At 66.8% G+C, this 16,338-nt stretch carries 13 protein-coding genes; 6 read left to right on the top strand and 7 right to left on the bottom strand.

The features are described 5' to 3' along the window. Nucleotides 1-574: 574 nt before the first annotated feature. Complete coding sequence (locus H610_RS0118015; protein WP_028240953.1) at nt 575-1,567, bottom strand: YhdH/YhfP family quinone oxidoreductase; 993 nt, start codon at nt 1,565-1,567, stop codon at nt 575-577. 19 nt (nt 1,568-1,586) lie between these two features. After that, complete coding sequence (gene sohB, locus H610_RS0118010) at nt 1,587-2,612, bottom strand: protease SohB (RefSeq protein ID WP_028240952.1); 1,026 nt, start codon at nt 2,610-2,612, stop codon at nt 1,587-1,589. A 176-nt stretch (nt 2,613-2,788) separates the two neighbouring features. On the opposite strand from sohB, the gene H610_RS0118005 reads away from it, so the two are divergent. The 4 genes from H610_RS0118005 (at nt 2,789) to H610_RS0117990 (ending at nt 6,143) form a co-directional block, all read left to right on the top strand. Continuing rightward, nucleotides 2,789-3,499 (top strand): histidine phosphatase family protein, encoded by a 711-nt coding sequence (locus H610_RS0118005; protein ID WP_028240951.1) that lies wholly within the window; start codon nt 2,789-2,791, stop codon nt 3,497-3,499. 44 nt (nt 3,500-3,543) lie between these two features. Next, complete coding sequence (locus H610_RS0118000) at nt 3,544-3,858, top strand: SCP2 sterol-binding domain-containing protein (protein WP_028240950.1); 315 nt, start codon at nt 3,544-3,546, stop codon at nt 3,856-3,858. Between the two features lie 385 nt (nt 3,859-4,243). Continuing rightward, nucleotides 4,244-5,311, top strand: a complete 1,068-nt coding sequence (locus H610_RS0117995; protein WP_028240949.1) for a phosphotransferase family protein — start codon at nt 4,244-4,246, stop codon at nt 5,309-5,311. A 64-nt stretch (nt 5,312-5,375) separates the two neighbouring features. Then, a complete protein-coding gene (locus tag H610_RS0117990) occupies nt 5,376-6,143 on the top strand; it encodes an SDR family oxidoreductase (protein WP_028240948.1) in 768 nt (255 codons plus the stop codon). 467 nt (nt 6,144-6,610) lie between these two features. Here H610_RS0117990 and H610_RS0117985 read toward each other — a convergent pair whose 3' ends face one another. The 3 genes from H610_RS0117985 to rlmM form a co-directional block, all read right to left on the bottom strand. Next, nucleotides 6,611-7,258, bottom strand: coding sequence for a hypothetical protein (locus H610_RS0117985; RefSeq protein ID WP_028240947.1), 648 nt, complete (start codon nt 7,256-7,258; stop codon nt 6,611-6,613). A 154-nt stretch (nt 7,259-7,412) separates the two neighbouring features. Next, nucleotides 7,413-7,664, bottom strand: coding sequence for a sulfurtransferase TusA (gene tusA, locus H610_RS0117980; RefSeq protein WP_028240946.1), 252 nt, complete (start codon nt 7,662-7,664; stop codon nt 7,413-7,415). Nucleotides 7,665-7,731: 67 nt separating this feature from the next. Continuing rightward, entirely contained in the window at nt 7,732-8,781 is a 1,050-nt protein-coding gene (rlmM, locus tag H610_RS0117975; RefSeq protein WP_028240945.1) for a 23S rRNA (cytidine(2498)-2'-O)-methyltransferase RlmM, read from the bottom strand. Between the two features lie 182 nt (nt 8,782-8,963). On the opposite strand from rlmM, the gene acnA reads away from it, so the two are divergent. Then, entirely contained in the window at nt 8,964-11,639 is a 2,676-nt protein-coding gene (acnA, locus tag H610_RS0117970) for an aconitate hydratase AcnA (protein ID WP_028240944.1), read from the top strand. A gap of 350 nt (nt 11,640-11,989) precedes the next feature. Here the strand turns inward: acnA and H610_RS0117965 are convergent, their stop codons facing one another. Together H610_RS0117965 and H610_RS0117960 are read right to left on the bottom strand one after the other, a co-directional pair. Further along, complete coding sequence (locus H610_RS0117965) at nt 11,990-13,444, bottom strand: mannose-1-phosphate guanylyltransferase/mannose-6-phosphate isomerase (RefSeq protein WP_028240943.1); 1,455 nt, start codon at nt 13,442-13,444, stop codon at nt 11,990-11,992. Nucleotides 13,445-13,587: 143 nt separating this feature from the next. Then, nucleotides 13,588-14,142 carry a Rossmann-fold NAD(P)-binding domain-containing protein gene (locus H610_RS0117960; RefSeq protein ID WP_028240942.1) on the bottom strand — a complete coding sequence of 185 codons (555 nt, stop codon included), beginning with the start codon at nt 14,140-14,142 and terminating at the stop codon, nt 13,588-13,590. Between the two features lie 404 nt (nt 14,143-14,546). Between H610_RS0117960 and H610_RS0117955 the strand changes: the two genes are divergently transcribed. Continuing rightward, complete coding sequence (locus tag H610_RS0117955) at nt 14,547-16,115, top strand: methyl-accepting chemotaxis protein (RefSeq protein ID WP_028240941.1); 1,569 nt, start codon at nt 14,547-14,549, stop codon at nt 16,113-16,115. Nucleotides 16,116-16,338: the final 223 nt, after the last annotated feature.

Below are 16,338 nucleotides of genomic sequence, written 5' to 3'. Positions count from 1 at the left end.
ACGGAGGCATTCGCGAGCAGAGCTCGCTCCTACGCAAAGGCCACGCGCGGCCCCTGTAGGAGCAGGCTCTGCCTGCGACCGCTTCTGCACGATGCCGCGCCCCGACACCAAGCCAACCCCCTCGCCCCTTCGGGGAGAGGGCCGGGGTGAGGGGTGGCGTGCACAGGTCCCTCATCCGGCCCTGCGGGCCACCTTCTCCCGAGGGGAGAAGGGAAAAGCCGGGAGCCCCTGTGGGAGCCGGCTGTCGCCCTGAGCGGGCACCGTTCGCGGTCAAGACCGCTCCCAGAATCGCCTATCTCTCCCGGCCGCCTATCCGCTGAGCACCGCGCGCACGCCCATCAGACGCTTGAAGAAAAAGCCCGCCTGGTGTGCAACCAGGCGGGCTTTCTCGTTTCAGTAGTACATCCAGAAGTTAGGATGTTCGACAGGCTGCTGTTCGACGGGCTTCTTGGCCAGGCCGAAAATGTTCGCCAACGTCTTCATGTCGTTGCTCCCTTTGCTCGTGACCGACGCTGCAAACTTTGCCGCAATGGCCGACGCGCGGGAATTCGACTGTTCCTATGGCGCCGATTGATTACTCCAGGTTCACCAGCACCCGCCCGCTCTGCTGCCCGGCGAGGATGGCGGCGATCTCGGCCGGCAGGCCGTCGAGCGTGACCTCGTGGACCAGGCTGTCGAGCATCGGCAGCTTCCATTGCAGCGACAGCTTGTCCCACATCGAGGCCTTGACCACCAGCGGGATCTCCACCGAATCGACGCCCAGCAGGTTCACGCCGCGAAGGATGAATGGCAGCACGCTGGCCTGGAAGCCAACGCCGGCGGTCAGTCCGCAGCAGGCGACGCTGGCGCCGCGCTGCAGCGACTTGACCACATTGAACAGGATGTCGCCGCCGACGGTGTCCACCGCGCCCGCCCACTGTTCCTTGAGCAGTGGCTTGTCCACGCCGGTCTGCAGCACCGCGCGCTCGATCACCTGGCTGGCGCCGAGATCGGTCAGGAACGCCGCCTTGTCCGCCTTGCCGGTGACCGCCGCCACTGGATGGCCGAGTTGCGCGAGCAGCGCGACGGCGATGCTGCCGACCCCGCCGGTGGCCCCGGTGACCAGCACCGGGCCGGCGCCCGGCTGCAGCCCGGCACGCTCCAGTTTGTCGACGCAGAGCGCCGCGGTCAGCCCGGCGGTGCCCAGGACCATGGCTTCACGCAGGCCGAGGCCATGCGGCCGCTTGATGACCCAGGCGGCCGGCACGCGGATGTACTGGCCGAAGCCGCCGGCGGTGTTCATGCCCAGGTCGTAGCCGGTGACGATCACCTCGTCACCCGGCACGAACTCGCCGGCTGCCGACTCGACCACCTCGCCGGCGGCGTCGATGCCGGGCGTATGCGGGTACTGGCGCGTCACGCCGCGGTTGCCGGTGGCCGACAGGGCGTCCTTGTAGTTGAGCGACGAGTAGCGGACACGGATCAGCACCTCGCCCGCCGGCAGCTCGTCCAGCTGCCGCTCGACCACCGCCTGGACGAAGCTGCCGTCGGCGCCTTCGCTCGCCACCAGTGCCTTGAACTTGCTCATGCGCCCTCTCCTTTTCCCGTCATTGCCAGAATCGTTGTTCGTTGAGCCGGCTCCAGCCCTTGAGCAGGCTGCGCTCGAGCGCCATGCTGAGCGCCACGCCGAAGCGCTCCGGCAGGCTCTTCTTCTCCGCATAGTGCAGGTAGAACAGTTCCGCATCCCTGGCGCGCTCGGCCAGGTATTCGTCGCTGGTACGGATCTCGTCGACCAGTTGCTTGCCGAGCGCCGCCAAACCCAGCCACACCTCGCCGGTGGCCACCTCGTCGATGGACAGCTGCGGGCGGTAGCGCGCGACGAAGTTCTTGAACAGCTCGTGGGTGGTCTCCAGGTCCTCCTGGAACTTCTCCCGGCCCTTCTCGGTGTTTTCGCCGAATACCGTCAGCGTGCGCTTGTATTCGCCGGCGGTCAGCACCTCGAAGTCGACATCGTGCTTCTTCAGCAGGCGGTGCACGTTGGGCAGCTGCGCCACCACCCCGATCGAGCCGAGGATGGCGAAGGGCGCGGCGAGGATGCGCTCGCCGATGCAGGCCATCATGTAGCCGCCGCTGGCGGCCACCTTGTCCACGCAGACCGTGAGCGGCACGCCGGCCTGGCGGATCCGCGCCAGCTGGGAGGCCGCCAGCCCGTAGCTGTGGACCATGCCGCCGCCGCTCTCGAGGCGCACCACCACCTCGTCCTGCGGCGTGGCCAGCGACAGCAGCGCGGTAATCTCGTGACGCAGGTGGTCGACCGCGGAAGCCTTGATGTCGCCGTCGAAATCCAGCACGTAGATTCGTGGCCGCGACTTGCCTTCCTTCTTCGCCTGCTTGGTCGCCCTGGCTTCGCGCTTGCGCTGGGCCTTGAGCACGTCCTTGTCGAGCATCGCCTGTTCGAGGCGCTCGCGCATGGCCTTGTAGAAGTCGTTGAGCTTCTGTACCTGCAGATGGCCGCCGGCGTGCCGCCCGCGTCCCCGGCGCAGCGCTGCGAAGGTGATCAACACCAGCATGATCGCCACCACCACGGTGACGGTCCTGGCGAGAAAGCCCGCATAATTCGCGAAAAACTCCACATGTCCTCCTGGCTTCGCTGCGCCTGCCGTTTCGGCCGGCGACATTCGGTCAAGCATACTCACGGCAGCCAGCCCGAACCAGCCGAAGCCAATTCAAACAAGCGTATGTTTTATCGTTGACACTCCCAGGCGATGACCCTAACCTCGCGCAGAAAGCCGAGGCTGGAGCAGCGAAAATGGGCAGTATTTACCTGATCAGGCACGCCCAGGCGTCTTTCGGCGCAGCCGACTACGACGTGCTTTCTCCCCTCGGCCTGCGCCAGTCGGAAATCCTTGGCGACCATTTTCATCGACTCGGCATCCGCTTCGACCGCTGCCTGTGCGGCGAGCTGAAGCGCCAGCGCGACACCGCCGAGACCGCCCTCGGGCGTCTTTCCAGCGAAGACCACGTCTCTCCTTCCGTCGAGGCCGACCCGGCCTTCAACGAGTTCCGCGCCGACGAAGTCATCCGCGCGCACATGGCCGACCTGCTGGAAGTCGAACCCCATGCCATGGAGGTATTCGCCAACGCCTCCCGCCACCGGGCCGAGTTCCAGCGGCTGTTCAGCTACGTGGTGCATCGCTGGATTTCCGGCGAACACGAGAAGGACGGGCTGGAAAGCTGGACGAACTACCTGGCCCGCGTGCGCGGCGGCCTGGAACGCATTCTCGAGCGGGCCGGCCGGAAGGACCGTATCGCCGTATTCACCTCCGGCGGAACCATCACCGCACTGCTACAACTGGTCATCGGGGTGCCGCCGATCAAGGCATTCGAGATGAACTGGCAACTCGTCAATACCTCGGTGAGCCTGCTGAAATTCCGCGAGCGCGAGGTCGTCCTCGCATCGTTCAACGGCCAGGCCCACCTGGACCTGCTGAATCAGCCGGAACTCGTGACCTATCGATGAATCCGGCCACACACCTACTGTCCATCAACGTAAGGAAATGCCTCATGAGCAACGTCGGCGAAACCATCAAGAGCATGCAAGCCAAGTTCAACCCGGACGCGGCGGCCGGCCTGGACCTGATCTATCAGTTCGACATCACCGATGGCGACAACTACTACCTGGTCGTGAAGGACGGCACCTGCGAGATCCAGCAGGGCACCTCCAGCGACGCCAACTGCACCCTGGTCATGGACAGCGCCACCCTGGAAGGCATCACCAGCGGTGAAACCGACGGCATGCAGGCCTTCATGGCCGGCAAGCTGCGCGCCGAAGGCGACATGATGCTGGCGCTGAAGCTCAGCGAACTGTTCCCGGGCTGAGTCCAGGACGCGACAGGAAAACCGGAGCCCCCGTGGCTTCGGTTTTTTTTCGCCTGCAGATGCCACCTACCTTCCCTCATCCGGTCCTCGCGGACCACCTTCTCCCGAAGGGAGAAGGGAAAAGCCTGGCGCGGTCGTAAGGCTCGGCGTCCCGTGGGAGCGGTCTTGACCTCGGACGGCACGCGGGTCGAAGCCAATGCCTCCCTTCCGGAAAAGGCGCGAAGACAAGGACCCTTCTCGCTCGCCAAATTCAAACGCCCGTATCAGGCGCCCTGATCGTGCTGCAACACGCTGGCCAATAACGCCGGCAGGCGCTTGGACGGCCTCGGAGCCGGGATTAGATTAGCGAACCGCCTGAGGCTCCATATAAATACAAGGGACAAACATGGCGCTAGAAGACCAGACCGCTCGCATACGCGAGGGTGAAGAACTGCCCGTCGAGGCAATCGACCGGTACCTCAAGACCCACGTCGACGGCCTGGAAGGCCCGCTCGGCGTCAGCCAGTTCCCCGGCGGCGCCTCCAACCTCACCTACCTGCTGCAGTACCCTGGACGCGAATTCGTGCTGCGCCGGCCGCCGTTCGGCCACAAGGCCAAATCGGCGCACGACATGGGGCGCGAATTCCGCATCCTCAACCAGCTGAACGCCGGCTTTCCCTATTGCCCCAGGGCCTACGTCCACTGCACCGACGAGTCGGTGATCGGTGCCGAGTTCTACATCATGGAACGGGTCCGGGGCATCATCCTGCGCGCCGAGATACCGCCGGAGCTGGCGCTCGACGAAGCCCAGACCCGTGCGCTGTGCGAGAGCTTCATCGACCGGTTCGTGGAACTGCACAACGTCGACTACGAGGCCTGCGGGCTCGGCGACCTGGGCAAGCCACAGGGTTACGTCCGGCGTCAGATCGAGGGCTGGGCCGACCGTTACGAACGCGCCATGACGCCTGATGCCCCCGCCTGGGCGGAGGTCATGGCATGGCTACGGGACAAGATGCCGGCCGACCATTTCAAGCCCGCGCTCGTCCACAACGACTACCGCTTCGACAACGTCATCCTCGACCCGAACGACCCGATGCGCATCATCGGCGTGCTGGACTGGGAAATGACCACGATCGGCGACCCACTGATGGACCTGGGCAACACCCTGGCCTACTGGGTCGAGGCGAACGACCCGCCGCCGATGCAGATGATCCGTCGCCAGCCCAGCCACCTGCCGGGCATGCATACCCGCCAGGGTTTCGCCGATTACTACGCCAGGCGCGCCGGCATCGAGCTCCCGAGCATCGACTACTACTACACCTACGGCCTGTTCCGTCTCGCCGGCATCGTCCAGCAGATCTACTACCGCTACTTCCACGGCCAGACGAAGGACAAGCGCTTCGCGCAGTTCATCCACATGAACAAGCTGCTCGAGCACAAGGCCAGGCAGGTGATCGAGCAGTCCGGCCTGTAACGCAGGCGGATTCACCCCAGCGCAGCCCGGCCGCACCGGGCGCCCACCGACCAGAGGGAAAACCATGTCCAAGACCACCCTGTTCGACCTCGACGGCAAGATCGCCTTCGTTTCCGGCGCCAGCCGCGGCATCGGCGAGGCCATCGCCCGGCTGCTGGCCCAGCAAGGCGCCCACGTGATCGTCTCCAGCCGCAAGATCGAGGGCTGCCAGGCCGTGGCCGACGCCATCGTCGCGGCCGGCGGCAAGGCCACTCCCATGACCTGCCACATCGGCGAGCTGGAGCAGATCCAGGCGGTGTTCGCGCAGATCCGCGAGCAGTTCGGCCGCCTCGACATCCTGGTGAACAACGCGGCGACCAACCCGCAGTTCTGCCACGTGCTGGATACCGACGTCTCGGCCTTCCAGAAGACCGTGGACGTGAACATCCGCGGCTACTTCTACATGTCGGTCGAGGCCGGCAAGCTGATGCGCGAGCACGGCGGCGGCAGCATCATCAACGTCGCCTCCATCAACGGCGTTTCGCCGGGGCACTTCCAGGGCATCTATTCGATCACCAAGGGCGCGGTGATCAACATGACCAAGGTGTTCGCCAAGGAATGCGCGCCCTTCGGCATTCGCTGCAACGCCCTGCTCCCGGGCCTGACCGACACCAAGTTCGCCTCGGCGCTGGTGAAGAACGACGCCATCCGCGAAGCCGCGCTGCAGCACATTCCGCTCAAGCGCGTGGCCGATCCGAGCGAAATGGCGGGCGCCGTGCTCTACCTGGCAAGCGACGCCTCCAGCTACACCACCGGCGTCGCTCTGAACGTCGACGGCGGCTTCCTTTCCTGACGCAGCGCCATACCCGAAAAAGACGAAGCCCCGGGTCGATGCCGCGATTGTTCACTCAGGCAAGCTCGCCCCGAGGTCGGGCCGAGCCACCTTCTCCCGAGGGGAGAAGGGAAAAGCCGGCGCGGCCGGAAAGCGCGGCACAATCCCCGTAGGGGCAGGCTCTGCCTGCGACCAGAATCCGCACGGCATGGCTATTCCCTGTGGGAGGCGCGCCCTCGCGGCGACAAGCTGCCCCAAAAGGCTCGCCCCCGAGGTCGGGCCTCCCACAACACCCTCATCCGGCTCTGCGAGCCACCTTCTCCCAGGGGAGAAGGAAAAAGCCGGCGCGGCCGGAAAGCGCGGCACAATCCCCGTAGGGGCAGGCTCTGCCTGCGACCAGAATCCGCACGGCATGGCTATTCCCTGTGGGAGGCGCGCCCTCGCGGCGAATGCGGGCCCGTAGGCCCGCCCCAGGGTTCGCGCGGCGCTCACCAGCGAGCAAGCGCGTCGCTAGCCTGCATGTTGACCGGTTCGATCAGCAACCCGGTGGGCGCCATGCTCAGGGTGAAGCGGGCGCCGTCGGCCATTGGCATGCGCTCACTTCGGTGCAGGCGCGGCTCGACGATCAGCAGGTCGTGCCCGTCCAGGCTCAGGCGCTGCCAGAGGTCCAGTTCCGCCGGCACCGGCGACAGCCGCGCGTTCGGCAGCCGCGCCAGCGCCTGCTGCTCCACCGCCATGTAGCGGCCGCTGAGCTGCGCCAGCTGATAGCCCGGCTCGAGCCCGATCAGCGACGCCGGCCCCTTCCATTGCAAGGCACGCAGCTGCAGTTGCCAGAGATCGCCCTCGACCAGCACGAGGTGACGCTCGTCGTCCTGCACGATCTCCGCCTCGAAGGTGCCGTTGCCCTGGCTGTGGAAGGTGACCGTAGCCAGCGGCTCGCCCTCGGGCAGCGCGCGAAAACCGTAGAGTTCGTAGGCGACCAGGCCGAACAGGCCGCCGACGGCCAGTACCAGCCCGCCCAGCACTCCACGCAGAAAGCCCAGCAGCCAGGCGCCGCCGAACAGGACGCGCAGGGCGACGGCGACCACCAGCAGGGCCGCCAGGGCGACGACGACGGTCAGACCGAGGTATTGCATGAATGGACCCTCCTTGGAAAGGCCCATTATTCGCAGGCGCTACAGGCCGCGCCAACAGCGACCTCGCGACATTGACGACGGCGCCACACTTGCACCCGGCCGAGCGCGAGGGACCGGCAGCGGTCGACGCTTCCGCGCCGGCGGAGCGCCTCGCTCAGTCCGTCTTCTTGCGAATCCAGTAGAGATAGGTGCCCGCCTCTTCCGCCTGGCCGACCAGTTCGTGGCCGAGGAAGACGCAGAACTTGGGGATGTCGCGCTGCGTCGAGGGGTCGGTGGCGAGCACCTTGAGCAGCGCGCCGCCGGTCAGATCGCGCACCTTGTTGTGCAGCATCATCACCGGCTCGGGGCAGTTCAGCCCGCTGGCGTCGAGTACGGCATCGGCGGGCATATCGAAAGGCTGGGACATTCACTGGACTCCGAAAACAGACCGGCATTGTCGCGCAGAGCGCCGCCGAGGTCACGCCGGTGCGGGGCTAGAAGCGCCGCAGGTGGCAAGTGACCTCCTCGCGATCGTGATACAGCTGCTTGCAGCCGATGCTCGCGCGCACGCCGCGGGCGCGCAGCCCCTCCTCGATCCGCTCCAGCAGCCGGCGGACCTCGGCGTAACGCTGTTTCATCGGCAGCTTGAGGTTGACCACCGCCTCGCGGCACAGGCCCTCGCCGACCCAGGTCTCCAGCAAGGCGGCATTGCGCGCGGGCTTCTCGACGATGTCACAGACCATCCAGTCCACCGGGCGCCGGGGGCGGAAGACGAAACCGTCGGCACGAAAGTGCTCGACCAGGCCGGACTGCATCAGAGCTTCGTCCATCGGGCCGTTGTCGACGGCGCTGACCTTCATGTGCCGGTTGACCAGTTGCCAGGTCCAGCCGCCCGGGGCGGCGCCGAGGTCGACCGCCGTCATGCCCGGTGCCAGGCGTGCGTCCCACTCGGCGCGCGGCAGGAAATGGTGCCAGGCTTCTTCCAGCTTGAGGGTCGAGCGGCTCGGCGCGCTGCGCGGAAACTTCAGGCGTGGGATGCCCATCGGCCAGAGCGCGCTGTTGTCCGCCGGCGCCATGCCGAGGAAGGCCTCGCGCCCACTGCGAAAGGTCAGCAGCAGCCGCGGTCCGCTGCCGCCCTCGACCAGCCGCCCGGCCCTGATCAGCGCCTTGCGCAGCGGCGCCTCGAACTTGCGGCAGAAGGTCGACAGCTCCTTGCCTTCGTTGGTATCCAGCACCTCCAGCCACAGGCTGCCCGCCACCGGCTGGTCCGCCAGCGCCTCGAGCAGCGCGCCGGCCCGGTCGCTCTCCGGCAGCGCGACGAAGCCCCCGGCCGCCCACTGCCGGGGAAAGATCAGGCTGCGGAACGGCAGCGCGTTCATCAGCCGCACGGGCGCGCCCGGCTCCTGGCCGACGAACTCGGCGTGGGCGCTGCCGGGCTTGGCCTTGGCATAGCCGGCCACGCCGAGCTGCGCGGCGTGTTCGCTGATCTCAGCGCAAACCTCACCCTCGAATCCGGGACGGCAATGCAGCAACAGGGTGTTCATCGTTCGCTTTCCGAAACGGCCTCGCGGCCGCCCTATCCGACCAAAGCCGCACATCTTAGCCGACCGGGAACCCCGGCATCTTCAGTCCGGTCCAGTGAAATGGCGAAACCATCGAAGCAGAGCTATTTTTCAGGCTCTGCCACATCAGCCAGCCCGACCGTGCGGGCACGAGGAGATGAGGAATGCCTTCCCTGGATAGTCTGAATTGTCGCCGCAGCCTCGAGGTCGGCGGCAAGACCTACCACTATTTCAGCCTGCCGGAGGCGGCCGGGCAGCTTGGCGACATCAGCCGCCTGCCGGCGTCGCTCAAGGTGCTGCTGGAAAACCTGCTGCGCTGGGAAGACGGCGTGACGGTGCAGCCCGACGATTTCAAGGCGCTGGCCCTGTGGCTCAAGACGCGCACGTCCGAGCGCGAGATCCAGTACCGCCCGGCGCGCGTGCTGATGCAGGACTTCACCGGCGTCCCGGCGGTGGTCGACCTCGCAGCCATGCGCGACGCCGTGTCCAGGGCCGGCGCCGACCCGCAGAAGATCAACCCGCTGTCGCCGGTCGACCTGGTCATCGACCACTCGGTGATGGTCGACCGCTTCGGCGACCGCTCGGCGTTCGAAGACAACGTGCGCATCGAGATGGAACGCAACGGCGAGCGCTATGCCTTCCTGCGCTGGGGCCAGCAGGCGTTCGACAACTTCCGCGTGGTGCCGCCGGGCACCGGCATCTGCCACCAGGTCAACCTCGAATACCTCGGCCAGGTGGTGTGGACGCGCGAGGAGAACGGCGAGACCTACGCCTACCCCGACACCCTGGTCGGCACCGACTCGCACACCACCATGATCAACGGCCTCGGCGTGCTCGGCTGGGGCGTCGGCGGCATCGAGGCCGAGGCGGCCATGCTCGGCCAGCCGGTGTCGATGCTGATCCCCGAAGTGGTCGGCTTCCGCCTGACCGGCAAGCTGCGTGAAGGCGTGACCGCCACCGACCTGGTGCTGACCGTCACCCAGATGCTGCGCAAGCACGGGGTGGTGGGCAAGTTCGTCGAATTCTTCGGCCCCGGCCTGGACCACCTGCCGCTGGCCGACCGCGCCACCATCGGCAACATGGCGCCGGAATACGGCGCCACCTGCGGCTTCTTTCCGGTCGACCAGGTCACCGTCGACTACCTGCGTCTGACCGGCCGCGACGAGGCACGCATCCAGCTGGTGGAGGCCTACGCCAAGGCGCAGGGCATGTGGCGCGACAGCCAGTCGCCGGACCCGCTGTTCACCGCGACGCTGGAACTGGACCTGGCGGACGTCCAGCCGTCGCTGGCCGGCCCCAAGCGCCCGCAGGACCGCGTGTCGCTGAACGAGATCGGCGCCGCCTTCGACCTGCTGCTGGAAGTCAGCGGCAAGAAGGCCCAGGCCGACACCCCGGTGCCGGTCGCCGGCGAAGACTTCAAGCTGAAGCACGGGGCGGTGGTGATCGCGGCGATCACCTCCTGCACCAACACCTCCAACCCCAACGTGCTGATGGCAGCCGGCCTGCTGGCCAAGAAGGCGATAGAACGCGGGCTCAAGCGCCAGCCCTGGGTCAAGTCGTCCCTGGCGCCCGGCTCCAAGGTGGTCACCGACTACCTGGAGAAGGCCGGTCTCACGCCCTATCTCGACCAGCTCGGCTTCCAGCTGGTCGGCTACGGCTGCACCACCTGCATCGGCAATTCCGGCCCGCTGCCGGAGGCTATCGGCCAGGCGATCACCGACAACGACCTGATCGTCAGCTCGGTGCTCTCCGGAAACCGCAACTTCGAAGGTCGCGTGCACCCGCTGGTCAAGGCCAACTGGCTGGCCTCGCCGCCGCTGGTGGTCGCCTTCGCGCTGGCCGGCACCACCCAGATCGACATGAGCCGCGACCCGCTCGGCTACGACGACCAGAACAACCCGGTCTACCTCAGGGACATCTGGCCCAGCAGCGCGGAGATCGCCGAAGCGGTCGCCAAGATCGACGGGCAGATGTTCCGCCAGCGCTACGCCGACGTGTTCACCGGCGAGCCGAACTGGCAACGGATTCCCGTCACTCCGGGCAAGACCTACGAGTGGAACCCGGATTCGAGCTATGTGCAGAATCCGCCGTTCTTCGAGGGCATCGGCGAGCCGCCGGCGCCGCCACGCGACATCGAGGGCGCGCGGGTGCTGGCGCTGTTCGGCGACTCCATCACCACCGACCACATTTCCCCGGCCGGCAACATCAAGGCCACTTCGCCCGCCGGCCTGTACCTTCAGCAGCTCGGCGTGAAGCCCGAGGACTTCAACTCCTACGGCTCGCGGCGCGGCAACCACGAGGTGATGATGCGCGGCACCTTCGCCAACATTCGCATCAAGAACGAGATGCTCGGCGGCGAGGAAGGCGGCAACACGCTGCACCAGCCCAGCGGCGAGAAGCTGTCGATCTACGACGCCGCCATGCGCTACCAGGCCGAAGGCGTGCCGCTGGTAGTGGTGGCCGGCAAGGAATACGGCACCGGCTCGAGCCGCGACTGGGCAGCCAAGGGCACCAACCTGCTGGGCGTCAAGGCGGTGATCGCCGAGAGCTTCGAGCGCATCCACCGTTCCAACCTGATCGGCATGGGCGTGCTGGCGCTGCAGTTCGTCGGCGACCAGAACCGCCAAACGCTCGGCCTGGACGGCAGCGAGAAGCTCTCCATCCGCGGCCTGGGCGCCGACATCAGGCCGCGCCAGCTGCTCACCGTCGATGTCGAGCGCCAGGACGGCTCGCGCGGCAGCTTCCAGGTGCTCTGCCGGATCGACACGCTGAACGAGGTGGAGTACTTCAAGGCCGGCGGCATCCTGCACTACGTGCTGCGGCAGATGCTGGCGGCTTGAGTATGGAGGCCCGTCTGTATCGTTGGTCTGACGTTGCGGCCTCGGATGTGCAGTGGGAGGCCCGCCCTCGGGGCGATATTTTTTAAGGGCGGCGGTCGGAGAAACGATCCAGGCCTTGCCCGATCGCCGCGAGGTCGCGCCTCCCACGACAGCGGCCAGGCCACTCGAGGGGTACCCAGCCCGCCAAGTCCAACCTTGTCGACAAGCCGCGAAAAAATATAAAGAAGGGCCGCACTGCGGCCCTTCTTGCGTCCGTGAATCCCTGATGCCGCCGCCTCCTGCGTCGGCTGGACCGTCCTGGCGGATTGCCGTCCGTGCGCGAGCCGGCGTCCTGCCCGGCTCGCGTGAAACTACTTGACCGCCACCGCAAGCGGTGCCTGCGGTTCGGCGCTCTTCTCCGGCGTGCGTCCGTAGATGTCGTCCAGCCGCTCGATGTCGTCCTCGCCGAGATAGCTGCCGGACTGCACCTCGATGATCTCGAGCGGAATCTTGCCGGGGTTGCTCAGGCGGTGCACGGCGGCGACCGGGATGTAGGTGGACTGGTTCTCCGTCAGCAGGAACACCTTCTCGCCGCAGGTCACCTGCGCCACGCCCGAGACCACGATCCAGTGCTCGGCACGGTGGTGATGCATCTGCAGCGACAGGCTGGCGCCGGGCTTGACGGTGATGTGCTTGACCTGGTGCCGCTGGCCGTTGTCCACCGAGTCGTAGGCGCCCCAGGGGCGGTAGACCTGGCTGTGGTTATTCGTCTCCGGGCGCTGGCTCTCGTCCAGCGAGCGGACCAGGTGCTTGACGTCCTGCATGCGGTCCTTGTGGGCGACCATCACTGCGTCCTTGGTCTCGATCACCACGACGTCCTCCAGCCCGAGCAGCGTCACCAGTTTGGAGTTGGCGTGCACCAGGCAGTCGCGGCTGTCGTGCGCCACCACGTCGCCCTGCAGCACGTTGCCGTCGTCGTCCTTGGGCTGCACGTCCCACAGCGAGGACCAGTTGCCCACGTCGCTCCAGCCGGCGTCCAGCGGCATCAGGCAGGCGCGCCGGGTCTTTTCCATGACCGCGTAGTCGATCGAATTGTCCGGGCAGCAGGCGAACGGCGCCTCGGCGATGGTCAGGACGCTCCCGCTGTCCTGGCTGCTCTCCAGCGCCAGCGCGCAGGTCTCGTAGATGTCGGGTTCGTGCGCCTGCAGCTCCTCGAGGTAGCGGCTGGCGCGGAACAGGAACATGCCGCTGTTCCAGTAGTGATCGCCGCTGGCGACGAACCGCTCGGCGGTGGCGAGGTCGGGCTTCTCGACGAAGCGGGCGACGCGACGGACGTCGTCATCCGGTGGCGCGCTTTCGCACTGGATGTAGCCGAAGCCGGTCTCGGCACGCGTGGCCGGTACGCCGAACAGCACCATCTCCCCTGCCAGCGCCGCAGCCCGCGCGCGTTGCAGGGCATCGTGCAGTGCCGCCTCGTCGGCGATCACGTGATCGGCGGGTGCGACCAGCAGGAGTTCGTCGCGGCCCTCGGCCAGCAGCTTGAGCGCCGCCATCGCCACCGCCGGCGCGGTGTTGCGGCCGAACGGCTCGAGCAGCAGGGCCTGCGCCGTGGTGCCGATGGCGTTCAGCTGCTCGTTGAGCATGAACCGATGTTCCTGGTTGCAGACCACGATGGGCGCTTCCAGCCCCTCGCGCGACAGCCGCATGACCGTCTGTTGGAACAGCGTGTGCGAACCCAGCAGTCTCAGGAATTGCTTTGGAAGCTGCTTGCGCGACAACGGCCAGAGTCGCGATCCGCTTCCACCGGACAGAATTACGGGAATCATCAATTGTCTCTCCTCGAGCATGTTGGATTTCGCTACGAGAACCCCGGCAACACCGCGGCTCTACTCGCTCCGGCAAGGCCGGTACCTATGCTTTCCGATTGACACCGTCCCGATGGCCATTCGCTCCCTGGGCTGGCTCTCCCTCACCACCCCTCGGCTCGCCCGCAGACAGCCCTGTGCCTGCGCGGCGGAATGCCCGCTCCCTGCAGCACGGCGCTACTGGCACTGAGGTAGTCCGTGCTCACTTCGACGTGGATGTCCCTGCCCGCTCGCCTGCCGGAACTCCATTCCAGCACCGGCAGCAGCGTAGCCAGCACCTCCCTTGGCCGGCTGCGGCTGTGCAGGACGAGCACGTGCGGGCCGTCCTTGCCCCGCAGCGCCTTGCCCACCAACCAGCCGACGGCCTCCAGGCCGCCGAACATCCGTGTGCCGCATTGCTCCTCGTCCCCGTCGCACAGGAAGGTGAGGTCCGTTTCACGCACTGCCGAGTACAGGTCCCTTGTGCCGCTCAGCAGCCCCGTGCCGATGCCCTGCTCCATGAGGACATCCAGTCCCGGGGCCTCCGTGTAGTCGCGACCCTTTCCCGCCTCCAGCGAAAGATCGGCCCGGCCGACACAGATGACCCTGTGCCCACGCATCGTCAGGCACCCCGCGCAGATCAAGCCCTTGTAGTCCGTTCCAAGAATGCTGATGTGCATAGGCTCGCTCCTCTGCGAACTCCCTGCCTGCGCCTCCTGGCTGCCGCATCCGCGGCATCGTGCTCCTGCGGGTCCCCCGACCGGGACTCGCCTGCACCGCAGCAAGTACGGTGCCAGTCAGTGAAGCGGCAAGAATGTCTTGTTTTTATTCAGTGGCTTAGGCGAGCCGCCTGGTCGATCCAACGCGCTTCCCGCTTCCAGCTCAGGCACCAAGTTAAGGCCCCGAGATTGCAAAACGATTAAAAAGTGTGCAGCAGGGCACGGTAAAAAACGCTTGGAGAAGTCACGGCGACAAGCGGCACAGGAAATATGACCCCTTCCCTCAAGGATGCCGGGCGAAGGTCGACATAATGACGTCAAGCGGACGTTGCCCGACCCGCCAGCGATGAGAGCGTGCTTACCCAATGAAGAAGAACCTGCCCGTCACCCAACGCGAATTCAGCTTTCCCGATCGCCAGCGGCTGATCTCGACGACCGACCTCAAGGGCCAGATCACCTACTGCAACGATCACTTCGTGACGGTCAGCGGTTTCCAGCGCGAGGAGCTGATGCGCGCGCCGCACAACGTCGTGCGACATCCGGACGTGCCGCCGGCGGTGTTCGGCCACATGTGGACCACCCTCAAGCAGGGCAAGCCGTGGATGGGGGTGGTCAAGAACCGCCGCAAGGACGGCGATCACTATTGGGTCAACGCCTACGTCACGCCGGTGCTGGATGACCACCGCCAGGTGATCGGCTACGAATCGGTCCGCACCAAGCCGAGCGCCGAGCAGGTGCGCCGCGCCGAGGCGTTGTACGCCCGCCTGAACGCCGGCAAGTCCGCCGTGCCCGCGCGCGACCACTGGCTGCCGGTGCTGCTCAAGTGGCTGCCGTTCATCCTGGTCAGCCAGATCGGCTTCGCCGTCGGCGCGCTGCTGGCGCACCAGTGGGGCTTCCTGCTCGCCGCGGCGCTCTCGATTCCGCTGGGCCTGGCCGGCCTGGGCTGGCAGCAGCGCGGCCTCAAGCGCCTGCTGGCACTGGCCGAGAAGAGTACGTCCGATCCGCTGATCGCACAGATGTACACCGACAGCCGCGGCGTTGAGGCGCGGCTCGAACTGGCGATGCTCAGCCAGCATGCGCACCTGACCACCTGCCTGACCCGCCTTCAGGACAGCGCCGAACAGCTCCAGGGGCAGGCGCACCAGGCCGATGCCCTGGCCCATAGCTGCTCCGACGGCCTGGAACGTCAGCGCGCCGAGACCGACCAGGTGGCCACCGCCATCAACCAGATGGCCGCCACCACCCAGGAAGTCTCGGCCAACGTGACCCGCACCGCCGGCGCCACCCAGCAGGCGGCCGAGCTCACCGTCCGCGGGCGCGCGGTCGCGGTCGAGACGCGCCGGGCCATCGAACGCCTGGCCGGGGCGGTCAGCGAGGCAGGCGACGCAGTCAACCAGCTCGCCCAGGACAGCCAGCAGATCGGCAGCGTGGTGGACGTCATCCGCGGCATCGCCGAGCAGACCAACCTGCTCGCGTTGAACGCCGCCATCGAAGCGGCGCGGGCCGGCGAAAGCGGCCGCGGCTTCGCCGTGGTGGCCGACGAAGTCCGCCAGCTGGCAAAACGAACCGCCGATTCCACCGGGCAGATTCACCAACTGATCGAGCGCCTGCAACAGCAGGCGAGTACTGCCGTGGCCACCACCGAGCAGGGTCGCAAGCAGGCGGACGTCGGTCTGGAGCAGGTGGTCCAGGCCGATCAGGCGCTGACCGGCATCGGCGAGGCGATGGACAACATCTCCGACATGACCCGCCAGATCGCCTCGGCCGCCGAGCAGCAGAGCTCGGTGGCCGAAGAAATCAGCGCCAACGTGGTCACCATCGCCCGCCTCGCCGAACAGACCGCGGGCGACGCGCAGAACACCGCGCTGCTGAGCGAGAACCTGGCCGGCACCGCCCAGGGCCAGTACCGCCTGGTGGAGCGTTTCAACCGCTGAGGGGCCCCGCGCGTCGGCCGTTCGCGGGCCGGACTCTCCCACGCGGGCGCGGCCGTTAATCCGGGTGGGCTTCAGCCCACCAAGGCAGACCAACAACCTGGTGGGCTGAAGCGGAACGCCGTCCGGCCCACCCTACGCTGGGACCAACCACGACGAGACGTAGGAGCGACCTTGGTCGCGAACGGATTGGGGCGCCGGCGCCGGTCCCTTCGAGGTCAAGACC

Origin of the sequence: Stutzerimonas azotifigens DSM 17556 (assembly GCF_000425625.1) — a bacterium.
GTDB lineage: Bacteria > Pseudomonadota > Gammaproteobacteria > Pseudomonadales > Pseudomonadaceae > Stutzerimonas > Stutzerimonas azotifigens.
The sequence above is the reverse complement of the archived record's forward strand: the minus strand, read 5'-3'. Positions and strand labels throughout refer to the sequence as shown.